General features: G+C 40.0%; 20 protein-coding genes. 13 read left to right on the plus strand and 7 right to left on the minus strand.

Annotated elements, in window-relative coordinates:
• Window positions 1-68: 68 nt before the first annotated feature.
• The 4 genes from HMPREF9073_RS04560 (at window position 69) to HMPREF9073_RS04575 (ending at window position 3,629) form a co-directional block, all read left to right on the plus strand.
• Window positions 69-323, plus strand: coding sequence for a DUF6364 family protein (locus tag HMPREF9073_RS04560; RefSeq protein WP_009412838.1), 255 nt, complete (start codon window positions 69-71; stop codon window positions 321-323).
• Window positions 324-440: 117 nt separating this feature from the next.
• Complete coding sequence (locus HMPREF9073_RS04565) at window positions 441-1,904, plus strand: bifunctional ADP-dependent NAD(P)H-hydrate dehydratase/NAD(P)H-hydrate epimerase (protein ID WP_009412839.1); 1,464 nt, start codon at window positions 441-443, stop codon at window positions 1,902-1,904.
• Between the two features lie 65 nt (window positions 1,905-1,969).
• Window positions 1,970-2,632, plus strand: a complete 663-nt coding sequence (locus tag HMPREF9073_RS04570) for a carbonic anhydrase (protein WP_009412840.1) — start codon at window positions 1,970-1,972, stop codon at window positions 2,630-2,632.
• Between the two features lie 85 nt (window positions 2,633-2,717).
• Window positions 2,718-3,629 (plus strand): SPFH domain-containing protein, encoded by a 912-nt coding sequence (locus HMPREF9073_RS04575; protein ID WP_009412841.1) that lies wholly within the window; start codon window positions 2,718-2,720, stop codon window positions 3,627-3,629.
• A 164-nt stretch (window positions 3,630-3,793) separates the two neighbouring features.
• On the opposite strand, the gene HMPREF9073_RS04580 is transcribed toward HMPREF9073_RS04575, so the two are convergent.
• The 5 genes from HMPREF9073_RS04580 to HMPREF9073_RS04600 all read right to left on the minus strand — a co-directional run bounded on the left by HMPREF9073_RS04580 (window position 3,794) and on the right by HMPREF9073_RS04600 (window position 7,019).
• Entirely contained in the window at window positions 3,794-4,177 is a 384-nt protein-coding gene (locus HMPREF9073_RS04580; protein WP_009750694.1) for a phage holin family protein, read from the minus strand.
• Window positions 4,165-4,932, minus strand: coding sequence for an alpha/beta fold hydrolase (locus HMPREF9073_RS04585; protein ID WP_198005888.1), 768 nt, complete (start codon window positions 4,930-4,932; stop codon window positions 4,165-4,167). Before HMPREF9073_RS04585 ends, HMPREF9073_RS04580 begins: the two co-directional genes overlap by 13 nt.
• 28 nt (window positions 4,933-4,960) lie before the next feature.
• Window positions 4,961-5,284: a multidrug efflux SMR transporter gene (locus HMPREF9073_RS04590; protein ID WP_009750696.1), complete on the minus strand. Its 324-nt coding sequence runs from the start codon at window positions 5,282-5,284 to the stop codon at window positions 4,961-4,963.
• 9 nt (window positions 5,285-5,293) lie between these two features.
• Window positions 5,294-6,346 carry an RluA family pseudouridine synthase gene (locus tag HMPREF9073_RS04595; RefSeq protein WP_009750697.1) on the minus strand — a complete coding sequence of 351 codons (1,053 nt, stop codon included), beginning with the start codon at window positions 6,344-6,346 and terminating at the stop codon, window positions 5,294-5,296.
• A gap of 64 nt (window positions 6,347-6,410) precedes the next feature.
• On the minus strand, window positions 6,411-7,019 hold the full coding sequence (locus tag HMPREF9073_RS04600) for a PASTA domain-containing protein (RefSeq protein WP_009750698.1): 609 nt from the start codon (window positions 7,017-7,019) through the stop codon (window positions 6,411-6,413).
• Window positions 7,020-7,127: 108 nt separating this feature from the next.
• Here HMPREF9073_RS04600 and HMPREF9073_RS04605 point away from each other — a divergent pair, with 108 nt between their 5' ends.
• The 9 genes from HMPREF9073_RS04605 to HMPREF9073_RS04645 all read left to right on the plus strand — a co-directional run bounded on the left by HMPREF9073_RS04605 (window position 7,128) and on the right by HMPREF9073_RS04645 (window position 19,179).
• On the plus strand, window positions 7,128-7,808 hold the full coding sequence (locus tag HMPREF9073_RS04605) for a hypothetical protein (protein ID WP_009750699.1): 681 nt from the start codon (window positions 7,128-7,130) through the stop codon (window positions 7,806-7,808).
• Between the two features lie 76 nt (window positions 7,809-7,884).
• Entirely contained in the window at window positions 7,885-8,109 is a 225-nt protein-coding gene (locus tag HMPREF9073_RS04610) for a hypothetical protein (RefSeq protein ID WP_009750700.1), read from the plus strand.
• Window positions 8,106-8,537 carry a type II toxin-antitoxin system VapC family toxin gene (locus HMPREF9073_RS04615; RefSeq protein WP_009750701.1) on the plus strand — a complete coding sequence of 144 codons (432 nt, stop codon included), beginning with the start codon at window positions 8,106-8,108 and terminating at the stop codon, window positions 8,535-8,537. Before HMPREF9073_RS04610 ends, HMPREF9073_RS04615 begins: the two co-directional genes overlap by 4 nt.
• A 243-nt stretch (window positions 8,538-8,780) precedes the next feature.
• Window positions 8,781-11,816, plus strand: coding sequence for a SusC/RagA family TonB-linked outer membrane protein (locus HMPREF9073_RS04620; RefSeq protein WP_369699432.1), 3,036 nt, complete (start codon window positions 8,781-8,783; stop codon window positions 11,814-11,816).
• A 51-nt stretch (window positions 11,817-11,867) separates the two neighbouring features.
• Complete coding sequence (locus tag HMPREF9073_RS04625; RefSeq protein WP_009750704.1) at window positions 11,868-13,259, plus strand: RagB/SusD family nutrient uptake outer membrane protein; 1,392 nt, start codon at window positions 11,868-11,870, stop codon at window positions 13,257-13,259.
• A 264-nt stretch (window positions 13,260-13,523) separates the two neighbouring features.
• Window positions 13,524-16,799: a DUF2723 domain-containing protein gene (locus HMPREF9073_RS04630; RefSeq protein ID WP_009750705.1), complete on the plus strand. Its 3,276-nt coding sequence runs from the start codon at window positions 13,524-13,526 to the stop codon at window positions 16,797-16,799.
• A gap of 15 nt (window positions 16,800-16,814) precedes the next feature.
• Complete coding sequence (locus HMPREF9073_RS04635; RefSeq protein ID WP_009750706.1) at window positions 16,815-17,444, plus strand: hypothetical protein; 630 nt, start codon at window positions 16,815-16,817, stop codon at window positions 17,442-17,444.
• A gap of 18 nt (window positions 17,445-17,462) precedes the next feature.
• Window positions 17,463-18,230, plus strand: coding sequence for a glycosyltransferase family 2 protein (locus HMPREF9073_RS04640; RefSeq protein WP_009750707.1), 768 nt, complete (start codon window positions 17,463-17,465; stop codon window positions 18,228-18,230).
• Window positions 18,187-19,179, plus strand: a complete 993-nt coding sequence (locus HMPREF9073_RS04645) for a hypothetical protein (RefSeq protein ID WP_034555394.1) — start codon at window positions 18,187-18,189, stop codon at window positions 19,177-19,179. Before HMPREF9073_RS04640 ends, HMPREF9073_RS04645 begins: the two co-directional genes overlap by 44 nt.
• Here HMPREF9073_RS04645 and HMPREF9073_RS04650 read toward each other — a convergent pair.
• Window positions 19,176-20,528 (minus strand): hypothetical protein, encoded by a 1,353-nt coding sequence (locus HMPREF9073_RS04650; protein WP_009750709.1) that lies wholly within the window; start codon window positions 20,526-20,528, stop codon window positions 19,176-19,178. The genes HMPREF9073_RS04645 and HMPREF9073_RS04650 overlap by 4 nt on opposite strands.
• Window positions 20,528-21,691, minus strand: a complete 1,164-nt coding sequence (locus HMPREF9073_RS04655) for a glycosyltransferase family 4 protein (RefSeq protein ID WP_088592958.1) — start codon at window positions 21,689-21,691, stop codon at window positions 20,528-20,530. The genes HMPREF9073_RS04650 and HMPREF9073_RS04655 overlap by 1 nt, the downstream gene beginning before the upstream one ends.
• Window positions 21,692-21,754 lie beyond the last annotated feature (63 nt).

A 21,754-nucleotide genomic window follows, 5' to 3' on the forward strand; every position in this document is an offset into this window, starting at 1 on the left:
CCTCAAGAAAAACTTTTAGGACAGCCCCATTTCTTACTTTTGTAGTCTAAAACTAAAAAAGCAAACTTATGAACACCTTAATCATAGATCCTGTAGTTTTGGAAAAAGCACAACACTACGCTACCGAAATAGGTATGAACCTTTCTACTTATATGGAAAATCACCTAAAAGCTCTTTACATTCAAGATGAAGAATGGCAAGAACGGATGGAACATACTAATATTGATGCCCTTTTAGATAGCCTTACCGGAATACTTCCAGAAATGACTGATGAAGAAGTGCAAACTTTGTCAAAGTCTAAGGACTTTGACAAAGTCAACTAATTAATTATTAGACAATTATTCACAACCAACTCATATTAATTACCAGAGAAATTCTGATACTTCAGAGTCTTTCCTCTCAACAAAAAAACCGACAATAAAAACACCTCTTACCTAAAAATGAAAATCCTTAGCTCTCAACAACTCCGTGATGCCGATGCCCAAACCCTCACTGCCCAAAATATCTCCTCTTGGCAACTGATGGAACGCGCTGCTACAAAACTTTTCGATTGGATAAAACAACACTGCTCTAAAAAGGAAACTTTTACTGTATTAGCCGGCACAGGTAACAACGGTGGCGACGGACTTGCCTTAGCGCGTATGCTCTCTGCCGATGGTTGGCACGTAACTACTTATTTATTGCGCTTTAGCGACCACCTCTCCCCCGATTGCCAGCAGAACAAAACACTCTTAGAAGAACAAGGTATTACCATAACCGAAATACAAGCCGAACAAGCCTCTCAAATCTGCTTTGAAAAGGTGGTAATCGATGCTGTTTTTGGCATTGGGCTCTCCCGCCCAGTCCCTATTTGGCTGCAACAGCTATTCCAAAAACTCAACGATTCCAATAGCTATATCATAAGTGTAGATATGCCCTCAGGGCTCCCTACCGACCGCATTCCTTCACCCGAGGACATTTGGGTACACCCTCACCAGCTGCTCACCTTCCAAACCCCTAAACTCCCCTTCTTGCTACCTTCCACAGGAAAGTATATCCCTCATTGGGAAGTGCTTGATATAGGCTTAGATACCCACTTCCTAAACACCCTGCAACCCGATTACTACTACCTCGAACCCGATATACTGCAATTGCAACACCAACGTACAAAATTCTCACACAAAGGTACTTATGGTCACGCTTTGCTTATAGGTGGTAGTTATGGCAAGATGGGCGCAGTAGTGCTCAGTGGTACAGCTGCATTGCGCACAGGTGTAGGGCTACTCACTGTAGCTATCCCCGAATGTGGCTATACAGTGTTACAAACTGCCTTACCCGAGGCAATGGTGCTCACCTGCGACGAGGCTAAGCATTACAGGGCTATGAAAATTCCTTTTGCACCCTCGGCTATAGGTGTAGGCGTGGGTTGGGGCACTCACCCCGATACGGCTAACGCGCTGTTTAGTCTGTTGCAACAATACCCCGATACGCCTTTTGTCCTCGATGCCGATGCGCTGAACATTCTCTCTCAACACCCCGAAAAAGTAACTTTGTTGCCCAAAAATACAATCCTCACCCCCCATCCTAAAGAGTTAGAACGCCTGATAGGCAAATGGGACGACGACTTGCACAAACTTGCCAAAGCTAAAGATTTTGCCAAAGAGCACAAAGTACTCCTCCTTATCAAAGGAGCTTACACAATGATTACCAATGGCGAGCATTATTGGGTGAATAGCACCGGCAATGCCGGAATGGCAACAGCAGGCAGTGGCGATGTGCTCACCGGTATGCTCACCAGCTTGCTCGCTCAGGGCTATAGTGCTATAAAAGCGGCCTGTTTAGGAGTATACCTCCACGGTCTACGGGGAGATGAAGCCGCTAAAAAAGAAGGAATGTCACGCCTCATCGCAAGAGATTTATGCTAAATTTCTCATTGCCAAATTAACTAATTAACAAATTATTCTTACCTTTACAACCTGTCACCTAATTTATGCCTACATACAAAAAAATATTCGAAAACAACCGCGAATGGGTAAAACGCCGCAAAGAAGGCGACCCCTATTTCTTTGAAAAACTCGCTGAAGACCAAACTCCCGATTATCTCTACATCGGTTGTTCCGATAGCCGTGTAGCCACCGAAGAACTAATGGGTGTCGGTCCTGGCAAAGTGTTCGTACACCGCAATATCGCCAATGTGGTAAACACTCTCGATATGAGCTCTACTGCTGTCATTCAATACGCTGTAGAACACCTGCAAGTAAAACATATCGTCGTGTGTGGACACTACGATTGCGGAGGCGTAAAAGCGGCTATGCAAGCCAAGGACTACGGCTTGCTAAACCCTTGGTTGCGAACCATCCGCGATGTATATCGCTTACATCACGCTGAACTCGATGCCATTACCGATATCGACCAGCGTTACCGCCGATTGGTAGAACTCAACGTCGAAGAACAATGCTTCAACGTAACCAAAATGGCTGTCGTACAGGAAAGTTACCTAAAAAATAAATTCCCTGCTGTGCACGGTTGGGTGTTTGATATAAAATCGGGTAATCTCATAGACCTCAATCTCGATTTTGAAGAGTTCCTCTACAAAATCCAAAAAATATATGACCTTACAGGTGAAGAATGGTACACTTCAATTAAAAAATAACAAATTTGCTAATCTACTAATTTGCTAATTTGCTAATTAATTCGTATCTTTGTGCCGTATAACAACCTAAAATATTTTATTTATTATGCCTTACTTTTTTTACATTATCATCTTTTTTGGATTGATTTTTTTGCTCTCTACCTTCTTCACCGTACGCCAACAAACAGCGGTATCAATAGAGCGTTTTGGTAAATTCGAAAGCATTCGCCATTCGGGTTTACAAATGAAAATACCTATCATCGATAAAGTAGCGGCACGCATCAGCCTTAAAATCCAGCAGCTTGATGTGATTGTAGAAACCAAAACTTTAGACGATGTATTCGTAAAAATCAAAGTGTCGGTACAATTTGTCGTTATCAAAGAAAAGGTGTACGATGCCATCTACAAACTCGAATACCCTCACGACCAGATTACCAGCTATGTGTTCGATGTAGTTCGTGCCGAAGTACCTAAAATGAAATTAGACGATGTATTCGTTAAGAAAGACGACATCGCTATCGCTGTAAAACGCGAAGTTCAAGAGTCTATGGAAACTTACGGTTACGACATCATCAAAACCTTGGTTACCGATATTGACCCCGATGCCCAAGTAAAAGCAGCGATGAACCGCATCAACGCCGCCGAACGTGAAAAAGTAGCCGCTCAATACGAAGGTGATGCACAACGTATCCTCATCGTCGAAAAAGCTAAAGCTGAAGCCGAAAGCAAACGCCTCCAAGGTCAAGGTATCGCCGACCAGCGCCGCGAAATAGCACGCGGATTGGTAGAAAGCGTTGATGTACTCCAAAAAGTAGGGGTTAGCTCACAAGAAGCCTCTGCACTTATTGTTGTTACACAACATTATGACACACTACAAGCTGTCGGTCAGCAAACCAAAAGCAACCTCATTTTGTTGCCTAACTCTCCCGAAGCAGGTAACGAAATGCTCAACAATATGATTACGTCTTTCACCGCCTCAGCTCAAGTTGTAGAAAACTTGAAAAAGAAAAGTGAATAAGCAAAAAGTTAATAAGTTTTTCTCTTAAAAAAAGGCTGCCCAAAAAGTTTAAATTAAACTTTTAAGGACAGCCTTTCCTTTTTAGATTGTTGTTTCTTTTAATTGCAAAACACATCTTCTACCTTTTGCCTACTACAATGATATTTCCCTTTCTCAGTGTTTTACTAAAAGTTTTTATTTTCTCTCTTTTTATTTGCCATTGCTTGTTCAAAAGGAGTGATTGTAATGGTTTGTGCAAGTGATAAACAAGTGCTAAACAGCAAAGCTCCCAAAAAACCATATACTTTAAAACCTCCTACAATTAGGGAAGCAAGGAGTACCATTAGGGTATTGTTCAGAAACATTGTAAGTCCAAAAGTGAGTTCGGCAACAGGCATCAGTATGTACTCTAACAACGGACGCACATAGCCGTTCAGGCAAGAGAGTACAAAGGCAGCAAGTACCGCTGTGAGATAACCCTCAATAGTAGCTCCTACATTCAACACACACAACAAAAATATAAGCGTTGCCGAAATCATCAGGCTTATAAAAAACTTTAGGAATTGCATAGAAAATGTATCGTTTTATCGTAAAATTCATTAGGATTTTGGGCGTGTAACCAATGTCCTGCTTTGCTCACGGTCTCTATAATAGCGTGAGGAAAATGAGTATATATAAGTGTTTCGTCTTCAGGCATTACATATTCAGGATACTCGCCTTTGATAAAAAGCGTTTTACCATTGTACATATTGCTATCAGGCAGTTCAGCACCTATCTCACTCTCGTTGGCAATAAGCGCCGGAAGATTCAGGCGTAAACCTAAATGCCCTGGGGTTTCCCAATAGAGATTTTTAAGTAAGAACTGACGGGTGCCTATATCACTCACATAAGCAGCAAGTGCTTTATCAGCCTCTACACGCGAGGTAATTTTGTTAAAATTAAGAGATGCTAATCCTCGTAATATTTGTTCGTGATGAGGTGGAAAATATTTAGGTGCCATATCGGCGACGATGAGTGAGAGTACCTTTTCGGGATATTCAGTAGCAAAGAGCATTGCTGTTTTGCCCCCCATAGAGTGTCCCATTAAATGAAAAGCCTCCAACTGATGAGCTTCAGCATATTGTAGTAAATCTTGTACCATTAGCGGATAGCTAAAATCATCGCTGTGGAAGCTGCGCCCGTGATTGCGTTGGTCTACTAAATGCAGTTGAAAACCTGCTTCGGCATATCTAAGAGCTAAGGAACGCCAATTATCGGACATTCCTAAAAATCCGTGTAAAATCACAAAGGGAGTTCCTTCTCCTATAATTTGAGAGTGTAATATCATAAAATCAATTAACAATTAACAATGGCTAATTTGTCAGTTTCAGTCCGATAATGGAGCTGATAAGGGTAACCAGAAACACTACTCGCCAGAGAGTTATAGGTTCTTTGAAAAAGAGCATTCCTACCACTACAGAGCCTACTGCTCCTATACCTGTCCATACAGCATAAGCCGTACCTAACGGGAGGGTTTTGGTGGCTTTCATCATCAACCACATACTCAGTAAAAATGCAATCACAAAAAGTGCATACCACAAGAAACTCTGTCTGCCAACAGTCTCACGTGCTTTACCCATACTAAACACAAAAAGAACTTCAAAAAATCCTGCTAACACAAGATATATCCAAGCCATATTAGGGGGTTAGAGGTTAGAAGTTAGTTTGTAGGAACGCCATTTCTCGATACACGTCTGCATATCATCGGGGAGTTCACTATCAAAACTCAAAAATTCGTGGGTTACAGGATGCTCAAAACCTAATGTTTTGGCGTGTAGGGCTTGCCGGGGTAATACGGTAAAACAATTCTCTACAAATTGTTTATATTTAGCAAAGGTAGTGCCTTTCAGTATTTTATTGCCACCATAACGCTCGTCGTTGAAAAGGGTATGTCCTATATGTTTTAAATGTACCCTTATTTGGTGAGTGCGCCCTGTTTCTAACCGGCAGGACACAAGGGTTACATAGCCAAAACGCTCTAATACTTTGTAATGTGTTACTGCCTCTTTGCCGTGAGAACCATCGGGGAAAACATCCATTTGCAAACGATCTTTCAAGTGTCGCCCTATATGCCCTCGCACGGTTCCTTCATCTTCTTCTATATTGCCCCATACCAAGGCGATATACTCACGCTGAGTAGTTTTGTGAAAAAACTGTTGTGTGAGGTGCAACATAGCCTCTTCAGTTTTGGCGATTACCAATAGTCCGCTAGTATCTTTATCAATGCGATGCACCAGCCCTGGGCGATTGCTGCTGTTGTTAGGCAAATGCTCAAAGTGATACACTAATGCATTGATGAGCGTTCCGCTATAGTTGCCGTGCCCTGGGTGTACTACCATACCCGCAGGTTTATTCACCACAAGCAAGGCTTCATCTTCATATACAATATTTAAAGGGATATTCTCGGGCACTAACAAATCCTCGTGTGGAGGGTGAGAGAGGAGAACTTTTACCACATCGTTAGCTTTCACACGGTGATTGGCTTTCACTGGTTCGCCATTTACGAAGATATTCCCCTGTTTAGCTGCTTGTTGTACCTTGTTGCGAGTTGCATTTTCTACAAAATTCATCAAAAACTTATCCACACGCAAAGGTTCTTGCCCCTTGCCTGCTGTAAATGAATAATGTTCGTAGAGTTCGGGAGCTTCCTCGTCGTCTGGTTCTAAATCGTCTACTAAATCTTCTTCGTACAAAGTCATAGAATTTTTAGAGATTGTTTTGGATTAATTTGTTGTAGTTAAGGATTAAAACTTAGGCAAAATGCTAATCCCCCATCAGCTCCTCTATCGGTATTTCGTCGGGAATTGTATCACGTGTTTCAAAGCCATTACCGCAAATTAGATCGATGCGTGAAGTCTTTACTAACTTATCACCTGGTTGCACTGGCTTGCCATTGTATTGCATCTCAAGCACCATATCCTTACCGATATTATCTACATAAGTTACCTGCCCAATGGTAAGCCCTACCGATTGCAGGGTAGCCTCCGCATTCCGGCGTGTTACTTGTATCACCTTAGGAACAGTTACTTTGTGATAGCCTTTAGGATTGAGCGTGAGATATATTTTGCGATTGTACTTCACTCGCTCATTAGGCTCGGGACTCTGACTAATCACTGCTAAGGGTGGATATTCAGGATTATACTCGGTAGAATCGATTACCTCGCAACGCAAATCTTGTTCTTCGAGGAGGATTTGCACTTCGGTAAGGCTTTTGTTAGTAAGATCGGGCACTACCACAAACTTACCGTGAGCGGTGTAGAGTTGTAAAAATTTGAGTGATATCCACACCAATAACACCACTGCTATTGTGGCAAAAAGCAGTTGCCAAGCAAGTTGTTTTCCTGATTTTTTAAAAAATTCTTTGAAGTTCATACTTTGTAAAGTATTGTTACAGACGGCAAAGATACAAAATAATTGACAATTAACAATTGATAATTAACAAATTATTCTTACTTTTGCAATCTAAAAACTTTCCATAAAATGAATACACGCTTTATAACAATATCTCTTTCAGGGCTTGCACTCACTGCTTGCCAAAACACTCCTCAAGAAATACTCGTTGCCGATGATGCTCTTGCTAACACTGAATTAGCTGAAGCACAACGCGATAAATCAAAAGAAGGCAATCCTTTTGAACAAATGAACAACAACACTACGCAAGCTACTTTGCCTTCTACCCCTACTGGAGTAACACTTAATCCTCCTCACGGACAGCCAGGACACCGTTGTGATATAGCTGTAGGTGCTCCACTGCCCAACGATGGCAATGTAGTTGCCCAAGCACAATCTCAAGCACACCCTGTATCACAAGGAGAAGCGATGCCTGTAGTTTCAGGTGGTATGCCTCAACAAGTAGTACAAGTACAACAACCTCAAACCCAGCAAAGTTATGTAGGACCTAAGGGCGAAAAACTCAACCCCCCTCACGGACAACCAGGACACCGTTGCGATATACCTGTAGGCGCACCCCTCAATAGCAAACCTGTTGCACAACCTGCTGCCCCTCAACAACAAGTAACCCAACAGCAAATTGTAATCGACCCTCAACAAGCACAACAACACACAGGTACTACCGAACCTGGCTTTTCAGGTAAACCCAATCCTCCTCACGGACAACCAGGACACCGTTGCGACATCGCCGTAGGAGCTACTTTACCTTAATTAACAATTAAGAAGTTATAACTGAAAAAAATAAAAACACTTTGCTGAAGTATTTAACCATTTATAATATTTACTTATGAGTACAACTATTTTAGAAAAACCAAAAACAACCACCAGAAAAAGAAGAGCTACAAACAATGTAACCAAAAGCTCAATTCCTCCTAAAAAAAAGAAGAAAACCCTTTGGGAAGTAGCATTAGAGCTCCAAAAAAAACCTCTTTTTACAATTGCTGAAGAAGATAGAGACCTTATCTATGGCTCTAATATGATGACAAGACTATTACAAGAAGAAAAACTATGAACTACCTTTTAGACACCAACATTATCATTATCTTATTTGAAGGTCGAAATAATGAAATTCGAGATAATGTTAAACAAATTTTATTAGATGATGAAAACAATTTCTATGTAAGTACTATTTCATTATTAGAAATAGCTCAATTATATAGAAAGAAAAAGTTTAAAAACATTAATTATGAGTTATTAAACACAGGAGATAAATTCATAAAACACATCTTAAAAACTATTGATATGGTAGAAATTCTTCCTTTTGAAGAACGACATGCCTTTGCAACGGCTCGTCTTGTTTTTGTACCTAATCATAATGACCCTAACGACCTTGCTATTATTGCTCATTCCATTACAGAAAATTTGATACTCATTTCAAGTGATGATAAATTCCCTTATTATGAAGAGCAAGGAGCTTTAGTTATTCACAACTCTCGTTAAATTTAAGAAAAACATTTTCACCTCATAAACTTTGTCAAAATCTATAGCACAACCAGTGTTAAGATTTCGACAAAGTTTTTTATTTAGTTTTCTTCAAAATAATTTGTACACTTCACTTCTATTTACTACTTTTGCCGCTTCTAAAAACCTTTAACTCTTAACTTTTTACTACTAACCCACTAATAACTAATATTTATGAAAAAATATCTAATCGTGTGCGCACTCTTGCCTTGTTGTGTAGCAATGGGGCAGACGCCCGTTACTCCTAAGGACAGTATCATTCAACTGTCATCGGTTGATGTAGTGGCTACAGGCTATCAAAATCTTCGAAAGTCGCAAACCACTTCGGCGTATACCGAAATCAAACCTTCGCAAATCAATCGGCAAATCAATGCTACTCTCAAAGATGTCATAGAAGGGCAAGTTGCAGGTTTGCGCTTCACAAAAGACCCTTCTACGGGTAAGGAAGTTCCTATTTTGCGCGGTGTAGGCACTTTCTCGGGCAATGTGGGGTATACACCTCTCGTTGTGATAGACAATATCCCTACTGATATCCCGTTAGAAGAAATCAACCCACAAGATATTGAATCAGTAACAGTACTAAAAGACGCTGCTGCTACGGCTATCTACGGGGTACGCGCTGCCAATGGCGTGATTGTAATCGTTACCAAAAAAGGATTGCATAACGGTTTGCGCATCAATGTACACACCGACCTTTCTTATACCTTTAAACCCAATGTAGACCGTATGCACTACGCTTCTACTTCCGAACTCATCGATCTCGAAACAGCTTTCTACCAAAGCAAATTAGCCGATAGCAATGGCAATGTAAATACCCTCTTTGAATCTTACGGAACTATTGGCGGAAGGCAAACCGTGCGATACTACTCACCTCTCTTTCAGCTCTATCGCGACCAAGCCCAAGGAAAACTCAATGCACAACAAGTGAATAGCACCCTCAACGAGTGGCGCAATCGCGATTACCTTCGTGACTTCAAGCGTTATGTATGGCAGCCTATCGTTAGCAAGCGTTACAACATAAGTGTAGAAAGTGGCAATAACCGCAGTCAGAACTACGCTTCCTTGCAATATGAAGACACCGATGAGCGCATCGTTACCGAAAAAACTCGCGCGCTCAACCTCTATTTAAAAAATACTTATCAGCTCACCTCTTGGCTAAAAAGTACTATAGGGGTAAACGGCAGGTATACCGCTATTGATGCTGTAGCCGAACCAATGCGCAACGCCTATACCAATCCACTGGGGCAACCGCGCTACACTTCGTTATTAGGTACAAATCCGTATGCGGGTTTTAACTTAGTAGCCCCTATCAACGGCTATATCTTAGAACAGATTGCAGGCAACGATGCTTTCCGCTCGTATAGCTTCAATTTATTGGAATCAATCGCTCAAGAACACCAAAAGCAACACGCTCTCAACTTGCGCCCGTTTGTAAATCTGCAAGTGTCTATCCTCAAAGGGCTGCAATATCAAAGTTATTTTCAGTACGAACTGAACACTTCCGACAGCGAAACTTTCTTAGGTAAAGACACTTATTATATGCGTTTACGCCATAACCAATTAGTAAAACAAGATGCTAATACTCAAAAATTCTCTTCCGAACTACCCGAAGGCGGTTATTACGAACAACAAAAAAGACAAAACCAGCACTATACTTTTCGTCAGCAGTTAGATTTCAACCGCACTTTTACTGAGGTGCACAATGTAACGGCTTTGGTAGGTTTTGAAATGCGTCAGCACTATACTCCGCGCAATATTTTAGAAGCGCATTACGGCTACGACGAGCAAACGCTTTCTTTTCCTACCCTCAACTGGAAAGAGCTCTTCAACCCTGGGGTAACTTCTTATCTATATGGCAGGCAATCGCTCTCGCTAAACCGCAATCAGCAGAGCGAAACCAAACACCGCTTCATTTCTTTCTACAGCAATTTTGGTTATTCATATCGCCAGAAATACAACCTTACAGCGAGTGTACGCATAGACCAAGCCGATATGTTTGGCGCAGACCCTAAATACAAATACCGTCCGCTATGGTCGGTAGGCGGGAGCTGGAATATACATCGCGAAAACTTCTTCAATATGAATGATATCAATTTGCTAAAATTACGCCTCACGTATGGTATCAGCGGAAATGTAGACCAAACTACCACTCCTTTCTTGCGCGGACGTTTGCTCACCGATGTGCGAGGCGCTTACCCTTCTCAACAATATTTACAGTTCAACGATACCGATTTGCCAAACCCTAAATTGCGTTGGGAAAAGACTGAAACTGCTAATATAGGTATTGATTTCGGGATGTGGCATTGGCTTTCAGGAAGTATCGACCTCTACCGCCGTTATAGTTCTGACCTTTTGGTACTCACCGAACTCGACCCTACCGTAGGGGCTCAACGCCGACTTATCAACAACGGAGCTTTGCTAAACAAAGGAATAGAAGTGAGTTTGAACGCTACTCGCAAATTAGCTGACGATTTGCAACTTAGCGTAGGAACTACCTTTGCCTACAACAAAAATACCATTGAAAAAGTGAGCAGTAAGCCTACTAATGCTGTGGAATACGCTCGTAACCCATTGTATTACTATCGCGAAGGTGATGATTTCAACTCGCTATACGCTTACCGATACAAGGAAACCGTCAATGGTTACCCTATTTATTTAGACGAAAATGGCAATCCTAATACTACTTTTGATGCCAATGGCGTACCTACTATCAAAGATATCAAAAATGAAGATGCTCTTGTGAAATTAGGCACAATGAATCCTACCTTCAACGGGGCACTCAACTTACAACTGCGCTACAAAGTTTTTGAACTCTCCACAATGTTTGTATACGCTGGCGGACATAAACTTCGCAAAGACACCTATTCTATCAATCAAGAAAACGAAACGCACCGCGATATCAACCAGCGTTGGACAGCGACCCATCCTACTGATATGCCCCGTATGTCGTTTGACTATCCAGCGACTTTGAGACGCACTGCCAACACGGTGAACACTCTTTGGCAACTCGGTGATAACCACGTGGTAAATGCCGATTACCTCAAATGGCGTAATGTGGTATTTGCTTGCTATATCCCTAAAGATATTTGTGAGAAATTGCGCTTGCAAAATGCCAAAGTTACCGCTCAGCTCAACAACCTGCTCACTTGGTGTGCTGCTGGTAACGACATCGACCCCGAAGCCTATAATCTCAACACTGGAACACGCACCTTGCCTACTGCAACCACTGCCCTCTTTGGCTTATCATTTAGCTTTTAATCGTAGCAACCGTAGCACGGTAGGCAGTTTTTATACCTTAATAATTTTACAATGAAAAGAATCATAACCACAATAATATTCAGCGCACTGTTTTTCACCGCTTGCGAAAAATATACCGACCTCACCCCTAAAGGTGAAAAGATTATCAACACTGCTGAGGAATACTACGATTTGGTAGTACTCCCCACTAAAAATTACCCTCCTTTCGACTTCCGCACTTTAGTAGACGACAATTGGGTAAAAGAGAGCTCTATTGTCGGGAAAGCTCCTGATAAGAATAGTATCAACTTCTATTACGACGAGACTGCTCCCCGCGCCGATTACATCGAATCCTCTCCCTTTTATAACAACGTATACAGCTACATTGGCAGATGGAATATGATTATCTCCACCGTTGATTATGCTAAAGGCGATGGTTCACTAAAAGCACGTGCCAAAGCAGAAGCCCGCTTGCTAAGAGCCTTTGACTACTTTATGTTAGTAAATGTCTATGCCAAAGGCTACAACCCTGCTACCGCCGCTACCGATGGCGGGGTGTGCCTAATGCGCGAATTTGACTTAGAAGCTCATCCCACCAAAGCTACCGTAAAAGAAGTGTACGACTTTATTCAGGAAGATATCGAGGCAGCCTTGCCTCTTTTGCAAGAACATCCTGTGAATATATATCACCCTTCCTTGGCTTTTGGCTATGCCTTGAAAGCTCGAGTACACCTCTTCCGAAGAGAATACCAGCAGGCATTAGCAGCAGCCCAAAAGAGTCTGTCGTACAACAACCAACTGATAGATATGGTAGCTTATGAGGCGCACCCTACCCCTATCACGGTAGATAAAAACCCCGAAGTGCTCAACTTAGCCTATATGAACGGACATACCGAGATGAATATCTGGTACATCTACCCTGTGAGTCCTGAGTTTTGCAACCTTTTTGATGCGACAAACGATATGCGCTTCAAGCTCTTCTTCAATAAGAACCATCGTTATAACGATAGGGGGTCAGGCACTGCCAACTGGGATATGCTCTCTACCAAATTCTTCTACCCTACCGTAGGAATGAAAACAGGTGAAATGTACCTTACTATGGCTGAATGTCAAGCGCGTTTGGGCGACCTCAACGAGGCGATGCAAACCGTAAATACCCTCCGTAGCAAGCGCGTGAAAGGCAGTGGTGCGACCCTTGCAACCCCTGCTACTACCGAGGAGACCGTAAAACTTATCATCAATGAGCGCCGCCGAGAGCTCGCTATGGGCTTTAATCGCTTTTTCGATTTAAAGCGATTGAACACCGAACCTGCTTATGCTAAAACCTTACAACGCACCTTTCCTTTGGTGAATACCACTGTACCCCAACGCACTTATACCTTGCGCCCTAACTCTCCTATGTACATCGTTCCCTTCCCTAAGGATGTAATGGAGAAGAACCTTTCACTCACACAAAATTATTAATATGAATCAAGAGTTGAAAACAATAATCTCTGATTAACAGAATGTTGTTACTTTTGTGTCGCATCTCACCTTTTGAAGGAAATCCACGAAAGCAAAGGATGTGAGAGGAAGGATGATTTATTAATCAATAAGTTAATTCAAACCTTGATCGGTATTGTAAAAATATGGAATGGGTAATCTCCTAATTCCTACCGCCTAACACTTGCTAATTGACAAATTATTCGTACTTTTGCCCTCAATAATAAAAAATCTAATTTTATTACAATGACGGATAAAGATTTTTCAAGATACAACCTCATCGCTGGTTGGCTGGTATTTGCTATTGCTTTAGTTACCTATAGCCTTACCGTAGAACCTACAGTAAGTTTTTGGGATTGTGGTGAGTATATCGCTACATCGGCAAGATTAGAAGTAGGTCACCCCCCTGGAGCCCCTTTCTTCCAGATGATGGGTGCTTTCATCGCTGCTTTTGCTCCTAATAGCGACAAAATAGCTCTAATGGTGAACTATATGTCGGTGCTATCGAGTGCTTTCACAGTGTTGTTCTTGTACTTTATCATCGTTAATCTCACTAAAAAAATTGCTCTGCGCGAAGCCACAACCCTTAGCCAATCTCAAACCATTGTAGTAATGGGCAGTGGCGTGGTAGGTGCTTTGGCTTATACTTTTTCCGATAGCTTCTGGTTCAACGCTGTAGAAACCGAAGTATACGGAATGGCAATGCTTTTTATATCGGTAATGTTTTGGTTGGGCATCAAGTGGACGGATAGTCTGCACGAACCTCGTGGTGACCGCTGGTTATTGCTTATCTCGTTACTGGTAGGACTTTCCTTTGGGGTGCACTTTATGGCACTTCTCACCATTCCTGCTATCGGAATGTTGTATTTCTTCAACAGCAACTACAAGAAAACCGCAGTGAATTTCATCCTCGCCAATGTAATTTCTATCGCTATACTATTGCTTATCTTCAAACTGATATTGCCCTACACATTGGCGTATTTCGGTTATTTAGAAGTCTTTTTCGTCAATAGCTTTGGAATGCCGTTCAACTCAGGGACTATTATCGCGGGGCTCTCAGTTATTGCTTTCTTCTACTTCTCTTTAAACTACGCTTACAAGAAAAACAAAGTGCGCTTACAAACAGGCATCTTGTGTTTGTTATTTATATTTATAGGCTTTTCATCTTGGTTGATGATTCCTATTCGCGCAAATGCCAATACAGTAATCAACGAGAATAGCCCTACCGATGCGCGCTTGCTCTTGGCGTACTACAACCTCGAACAATATCCCGAAACGCATCTTTTCTACGGACCTATGTACACCGATAAGTACGCAGGTATCGACCCCGAACATCCTTATGAAGATGCTAAACCTAAATACGAACGCGACTATAAATTAGGCAAATACGTGATTGTAAACAACTACAAGAACGCTCAAACTGCCTCTAATAGAGCGCAAATGGGCTTCTTGCCTCGTATGTGGAGCGCCCAACACGCAGCTAACTATATGAAGCTCACCGGCAATCCGCCTTTCAAAATTACTGAAGAAGCTTATGCCGACCCTCAAGCCTACCAGCTCTTGCAAAGTATCCAACAACAAATGGCGGTACGCGCAATGCCTCCAGAGCGTTACGACCAGTTCCTAATGCAATTCCGCGATGAAGTAGAAGTGCAAAAACCTACTTTTTGGCAGAATATGAACTACCTCTTTAGCTATCAGTTTGGCTATATGTATTTCCGCTATTTGGCGTGGAACTTCATTGGTAGACAAGACGATGTGCAAGGAAAATTAGAAAACGACCACGGCAATTGGCTTTCAGGAATTTCAGTTATCGACAATGCACATCTCGGCTCTCAAAAGAACCTCCCTTCCGATGTGTTAAACAACAAAGCACGCAATACTTATTACTTTTTGCCTTTCCTTTTAGGAATTTTAGGCTTGCTGTTTATGACTATCAAAAGTGAACGACAAACGTGGGTGATTATGGTACTTTTCCTCTTCACTGGTTTGGCATTGAAAATCTATCTGAACGAGCGTCCGTTCGAGCCTCGCGAACGTGATTACTCCTTGGTAGGTTCATTCTATGCCTTTGCAATATGGATAGGAATGGGCGTGTATGCCCTTTTCGATTGGCTGAAAAAATACATCACCCCCAATATATTAGCTCCTGCAACCGTTGTCCTTTCGCTAATATCTGTACCTGTGCTAATGGCTTACGAAAACTGGGACGACCACGACCGCTCTCAAAAATATTCGGCTGAATTTATTGGGAATGCTTACTTAGAATCGGTAGCCAAAGATAAAGATGCAATGATTTTCACCATTGGTGATAACGATACCTTCCTTTTGTGGTATGCTCAAGAAATCGAACATTATCGCACCGATGTACGCGTTATCAACACAAGTTTGTTGCAAACCGATTGGTATATCGACCAAATGAAGCGTCAGGCGTACAACAGTAGCCCTATCCCTGCACAAATAGAGCATAAAAACTACGCTTACGGCGTACGCGAGGGCATTTACTTCCGCAAACGTACCGAAAACCGTTGGAATATCAAAGATTTTGTGAATTGGATTACCAGCGACGACCCTAATACGCAAGAAACACGCGGTGAAGGTGAGTACAAGCAAACTTTCTACTACTATCCTACTAACAAAATACGCATACCTGTAAACAAAGAAAACGTACTGAAAAGCGGTATCGTAAAACCTGAAGATGCCGATAAAATAGTAGATTATATCGATATTACCCTGCCTAATGCTATCGACAAGGCGCGCATTGTGATGCTGGACATCTTAGCAAACAACGATTGGAAACGCCCTATCTATTTCACCGGAGGTAGTATGGATGCCACCGAGTACATCTGGATGAAAGACTATTTGCAACTCGATGGATTAGTGTACAAACTCGTGCCTATCAAAACCGAAATCGATAAAAATCACCCTTACGATATGGGGCGCATCGATACCGATTTGATGTGCAACATCGTGAAAAAATGGACGTGGGGCAATATGGGCAAACCAAATATCTATTTAGACCCCGAAACGCGCAAGAACAGCATCATCTTCCGCGGCAATATCGCTCGCCTTACCGAGAAGCTCATCACCGAAGGCAAAAACACCCAAGCCAAAGAGATGCTCGATATCGCTATGAAAAATATGCCAGTAGAGGCGTATGGCTACTATTTCACCCTCGACCCCTTTGTACAAGGCTATTTCAAAGTAGGACAACGCGAAACTGCCCGCAAACTCGCACAACAGATTTTCGCTAAATACCAAGAAGAACTGAACTACTATACCCACTTAGATGCCGAGGAACTCAACCTCAGCGTTGCCCGCATACAATACGCTATCGACCGCTATGGAGACCTCTTACAACTCATTGCTCCTTTGGACACCGAGTTCTTCCAAAAAGAATGGGCAGTATTCAAAACCAAAGCAAGTCCGTTTATGAGCTCTAAAGAATTAGAAGAATATTTTAAAGAGCCAACAGAAGAAGAAAAAGCCGCAGCTGATAGTACGGTAGTTGAAGAAGAATAGAAAAAACTGATAACAATGCGCTATTTCAGTTACATCATCACATTTTTCGCTCACCCTATATGGTTTCCTATCTATGGGGCGATGTTGGTGTTGTTTCAAATACCCTTTTCACCCACTATAGAAATCGTAAAATACACTTGGTTGTTGCTACTGCTCATCACTGTAGCCCTACCCACCCTTGTATACCTGATGCTCTTTGTGCTAAATTGGCTCGACGATCCTTTTGAGGTGCCCCTTGAAAAACAGAAGTGGTTGCGTTATGGCTATATAGCAATGCTGTTACTCACTGCCTTCAAGGTAACCCCTATGGATCATTATCCCATTTTGTATTTCTATATAATGAATTTGCTCATCAGCACCTTTGTCATCCTGCTGATGCACTATTTAAAATTTGTAGGCAATATGTTTGTAATGGGGGTAGGAGCGCTCACCGTTTTCAGCATATTGCTGGGAGTTATCTTTGAAATAGATATGACCTATATTGTCGCACTATTCATCTTTCTCAGTGGAGCCATCCTTTCAGCACAAGCCTATCTCTCAGGGCAACCTCTCTGGAAACTCATCATCAGCTGGCTCATAGGCGCCCTCCCACAACTTTCACTTATAATATTGTTTAAAAACTTATTATTTGGAATGCAAGGGTAATTAATAAATAGATTTTATATGAAGATTTCTGTAGTTATCAACACTTATAATGCCGAAAAGCATTTAGCAACCGTACTTGAAACAGCCAAGCATTTTGATGAGGTTGTAGTGTGTGATATGCATAGCACTGATAGTACTATAGCAATAGCCAAACAATACGGCTGTAAGATAGTGTATTGTGAGCGTTATCCTTATGTAGAGCCCGCACGTAACTTTGCTATTGCACAAGCCCAAAACGAGTGGATATTAGTCATTGATGCCGATGAAACAATACCCGAAAAACTGAGAGAAGAACTCTACAAAATCACTAAAGACCCTAATTTAGGAGGTGTTTATATCGCATTTAAAAACTATTTTATCAATAAATATATGCGCTCCGCCTTCCCCGATTTCAAACTGCGATTTTTTAGAAAAGAAGGAGCCTATTGGCCAGAAGAAATACACTCAACAGTAAAAGTAAAAGGAAAGATAATCAAATTGCCCAAAAGCCGTAAGGATTTAGCTTCAGAACATTTAGCAAACGATTCGGTAGCAACCATTTTAAGTAAGAACAACAACTATAGTAGCCAAGTAGCCGAGCGGCGCAAAGGCAAAAAAATAGGATGGATAAAACTACTGTTTTCACCTCTATTTTGGTTTATAAAATACTATTTTATTAAAAAAGGCTGTTTAGACGGTAAACGCGGCTTTATTTTTGCAGTACTCAAAGCACAATATAAATTCTCTTGTTTAGCAAAAATCTATGAATTTCAGCAACAAAAAAATCATCTTGGTAATGCCTCCTGATTTTGGGGTTTACAAAATGCTCGAAGACCATTTGAAAAAAATGAGCTTTAGTCAAGTTTCTGTGCTTGCTCCTACTTTCCGATACAAATTTAAAGACCGACTCTTAAACTTTATGCAAAAGAGCCTTTTTAAAAATCGAGCCTATAAAAAACAACTCATTGATATCTACTACAACATCGAAGTATCTAATACTCTTAGCTCTTTTGCTGAAGGTAGTGTGGATTATGCTATTGTAATACGCCCCGACAAACTAAATGCTACAACTATATCCCGCTTGCACTCTGTGGCTAACAAAGTAATAGCTTATCAATGGGATGGTCTTGCTCGCTTCCCTAAGGTTTTTAAAGTAATTCCTCTTTTCAAACGTTTCTTTGTATTTGACCCCGAAGATTACAACCGTTATAAGTATCAGTACCCTAACTTATTGCTTTGTACAAATTTCTATTTTGATACCTCCGAAGAAAAAACTCTTGTAAATAAAAATGAAGTAATGTATGTAGGGGTATATATACAAAACCGCATAGATTCTTTGTTGAAAATAGTAAATAAATTGAGTGAATATTCACAACTAAGTCTTAATATAAATCTGTTCAACAGAGGTAAAGACCCTCTTCATCACCCTTTTATCACATTTTTCTCTAAAGGAATAAGTTACACCCAATACTTAAACTTCACTAAAAAAGCCGCTATATTATTAGATATAAAAACTATAGAACACAGCGGACTCTCGTTCAGAATATTCGAAGCTATCAAATACGAGAAAAAACTCATTACCGATAACCCCAGTGTGAAACAATATGATTTCTATCACCCTAATAACTTTTATGTGTTTGAAAACGATAATTTTGAGGGGCTTACCGAGTTTCTAGAAAATGAATATGTACCTTTAGTTAAAAATATTAAAGAAAAGTACAGCTTTGAAAATTGGGTAGAATGTGTATTGAGTTAACCCTGCCAATACTTAAAGCGAGGAGCTAATAGTATAAAAATCATTAAGGGAACTAGTAGGTAACCACATTCAAAAGCGTGAAAAAGTACATCTGTATTCATAATGGGCAAGAATACTAATAACAAATACTGCTTGAGAATATCTTTAGAGAAAATAATAGTTATCAACCATCCTATGAAAACCCCCAGCCCTACAAGTCCAGTGTCTATTATAATTGCTGCAAAATCATTGTGCACATAACCCAAAAAACCATCCATTATATATCGTTGGTAACCAGAGCCATTACCTATCCATAAATTAGCTTCTTGAATTGCTTTAAAAACTCTACCATACATTTCATTGCGACCAGAATCAAAAAAGTAGGATGTGTGAGCAACTAAATACCATACCCCTATAATTGTTGTAAGTCCTACAAAAATAAACAGACTGTATTTCACAACTTTACTGAGATATTTCTCTATAAAAAGATACACAAAGAAAGCTACTACTATAAACCAACTAATAATAACTATTCGCGCTTGTACCATCAATGCAAAACAAAAAACTAATATGCCATAAGTTATGAGTTCTGGAGTGCTAATCAACTTCTTATCTTTTCTCCATAATAATCCTCCTAATCCTCCTATTGCTAAAATAATCCACGAAATAAAACTAAAATGCTTGAACTTAGACCAAAATAGTATTTCATAATAAGGAAAATAAGCTTTGTTTAAAGTTATAAAGTTAAAAAAGTGTTGATTCTTATCAGGACTAATAGCAAAAGAATAAAAGATTAGATTAGCTACTAACAAAAGTAAAAATCCTTTAAAACAAATAGTTATAAAACTCTCTTGCTGCTTTTTACTAACCGAGAAGCCTAATAGAACAATAGGAATAAGCAAAGAAAAGATAATGTTCTCACCTTCAAATAATGTTTTTACGCCATAATCAAAGTCTTTTGCCCAAAAAAGTCCTATGATTTTTATGAGTATAAAAAGCAAAAATAATAAGATAGAAAGGGAGGGTTTTATAAAATTACGATGAACAATTCCATATAAAGCACATAAGAAAAGTAATAAAATATCTAACCGAAAGGTGATTTTGTGCTTATATGTCCATAACAATACAATACCACTCCCTACAATGGTGATGATATTTCTGAGCCATTCTCCTCTCTCAAATAAAGAAGCGTGATGTAAGCATATCCAGCATAGTATTAGTGCTATGCTGTATAGAAAAACACTATAAAATAATGCTTTTTGAGTAGTTTCATTCCATATAGGAATGTTAATTTGTAAAAACAAAAAAGTTATTACTAGAGGAAGTCCAGAAAGTAATAAAAAATAGTTATTTTTTAATAAGTTTTTCATTAGTTATTTATAGTTTTTTGATAGTATAACAAGCTATTTTCAACTGTTTTTTCAAAATTGTATTGTGTGTGAATAGTTTGTCGAGCATTTTTAGCTATAGTTTTGTTTAGCACATCATCTTGAAAAAGTTTTACTATATATTCATAATATTCATCCTCTTTCTTCGCTATAAAACCATCTTTAGTATGCGTTATAATATCTCTAAATGAAGGAATATCAGCAGCTACTACAGCTTTACCTAGTTCCATTGCTTCACAAAGGGCAAGTCCAAAAGTTTCTCCTTGCGAAGGAAAAATAAATGTATCTGCTTCTTGTAAGATTATTTTGAGCTCTTCCCCCTGTAGATGTCCGTGGTTGATTACATTTTTCTGTTCGCCTAAATTATTTTCCTTCAAGTAGTTTTCATAATTTTTTCCTACAATATGCAAGGTAGCAGTAGGAAATTTTTGAAGTATTCTTTTAAAGACATTTAAAGCTATGTCAAAACCTTTTTTTGTAGTTACTGAACCAAAGAAAAACAGAGAAAAAGGGAGTGTTTCAGAAAGGTTTTGTGCTGTGGTGGTTACCCCATTGGTGATGATTGTTCCTTTATTACCAAAAGTTTCTTCGTACATTCTTTGAGAATTTTTAGAAACACAAATTAGATGAGAAGCTTTCTTTAAAGCCTCAGTTTCTATCACTTCTACTCCTAAAGAAGCCTTATAACCAAAATATTTCTTCAATATTCTATAACAGCCGTGAGCTCTTACTACATAGGGAGTTTTTAGCTCATCTAAGAATAGAGAAGCTCCCTCCCAATCGTGAGTTTCTATCACATCGGGATAAATATCCTCTTTTTGTAAAAACTTTTGAAGTTGTTGTGTAAGATTTTTTATTTCTTTTTTTAAGAAATAGGCTTCTAACGAAGCTATCTTGAGTCGTTTTCCTAACGACCTAAAAAGCTCTTGTACAAAATGCTTTTTAAAGTAGTTTTTCTTTGTAAAATGAAGGTGTAAATTATCTTGGCGCTCATTTAAATCTACATTGTTATCACCAAAAACTATTACCTTATAACCCTTTTCTAAAAGAGCAGTTACATATTTTTTGTAAAAAGAACCTGTTCCTCCTGCTGCCGAAAGCTTAGGGTGTGCATATTCTCTTGTGAATATTAGTATGGTTTTCATCATCTAATTTATTTAGTATTTCAACATCTACCTTGGTATCAAACTTTCGTGCAAAAAACTTTT

The sequence above is a fragment of the Capnocytophaga sp. oral taxon 326 str. F0382 genome (assembly GCF_000318295.1).
In the GTDB taxonomy this organism is placed as follows: domain Bacteria; phylum Bacteroidota; class Bacteroidia; order Flavobacteriales; family Flavobacteriaceae; genus Capnocytophaga; species Capnocytophaga periodontitidis.

Bases quoted from the DNA above. Each gene is read 5' to 3' on its own strand.
- HMPREF9073_RS04560 (WP_009412838.1), top strand. From the start codon at position 69: ATGAACACCTTAATCATAGATCCTGTAGTTTTGGAAAAAGCACAACAC.
- HMPREF9073_RS04615 (WP_009750701.1), top strand. From the start codon at position 8,106: ATGAACTACCTTTTAGACACCAACATTATCATTATCTTATTTGAAGGT.
- HMPREF9073_RS04600 (WP_009750698.1), bottom strand. From the start codon at position 7,019: ATGAACTTCAAAGAATTTTTTAAAAAATCAGGAAAACAACTTGCTTGG.
- HMPREF9073_RS04655 (WP_088592958.1), bottom strand. From the start codon at position 21,691: ATGAAAACCATACTAATATTCACAAGAGAATATGCACACCCTAAGCTT.
- HMPREF9073_RS04620 (WP_369699432.1), top strand. From the start codon at position 8,781: ATGGGGCAGACGCCCGTTACTCCTAAGGACAGTATCATTCAACTGTCA.
- HMPREF9073_RS04575 (WP_009412841.1), top strand. From the start codon at position 2,718: ATGCCTTACTTTTTTTACATTATCATCTTTTTTGGATTGATTTTTTTG.
- HMPREF9073_RS04570 (WP_009412840.1), top strand. From the start codon at position 1,970: ATGCCTACATACAAAAAAATATTCGAAAACAACCGCGAATGGGTAAAA.
- HMPREF9073_RS04630 (WP_009750705.1), top strand. From the start codon at position 13,524: ATGACGGATAAAGATTTTTCAAGATACAACCTCATCGCTGGTTGGCTG.
- HMPREF9073_RS04635 (WP_009750706.1), top strand. From the start codon at position 16,815: ATGCGCTATTTCAGTTACATCATCACATTTTTCGCTCACCCTATATGG.
- HMPREF9073_RS04605 (WP_009750699.1), top strand. From the start codon at position 7,128: ATGAATACACGCTTTATAACAATATCTCTTTCAGGGCTTGCACTCACT.
- HMPREF9073_RS04645 (WP_034555394.1), top strand. From the start codon at position 18,187: ATGAATTTCAGCAACAAAAAAATCATCTTGGTAATGCCTCCTGATTTT.
- HMPREF9073_RS04650 (WP_009750709.1), bottom strand. From the start codon at position 20,528: ATGAAAAACTTATTAAAAAATAACTATTTTTTATTACTTTCTGGACTT.
- HMPREF9073_RS04625 (WP_009750704.1), top strand. From the start codon at position 11,868: ATGAAAAGAATCATAACCACAATAATATTCAGCGCACTGTTTTTCACC.
- HMPREF9073_RS04595 (WP_009750697.1), bottom strand. From the start codon at position 6,346: ATGACTTTGTACGAAGAAGATTTAGTAGACGATTTAGAACCAGACGAC.
- HMPREF9073_RS04580 (WP_009750694.1), bottom strand. From the start codon at position 4,177: ATGCAATTCCTAAAGTTTTTTATAAGCCTGATGATTTCGGCAACGCTT.
- HMPREF9073_RS04610 (WP_009750700.1), top strand. From the start codon at position 7,885: ATGAGTACAACTATTTTAGAAAAACCAAAAACAACCACCAGAAAAAGA.
- HMPREF9073_RS04640 (WP_009750707.1), top strand. From the start codon at position 17,463: ATGAAGATTTCTGTAGTTATCAACACTTATAATGCCGAAAAGCATTTA.
- HMPREF9073_RS04565 (WP_009412839.1), top strand. From the start codon at position 441: ATGAAAATCCTTAGCTCTCAACAACTCCGTGATGCCGATGCCCAAACC.
- HMPREF9073_RS04590 (WP_009750696.1), bottom strand. From the start codon at position 5,284: ATGGCTTGGATATATCTTGTGTTAGCAGGATTTTTTGAAGTTCTTTTT.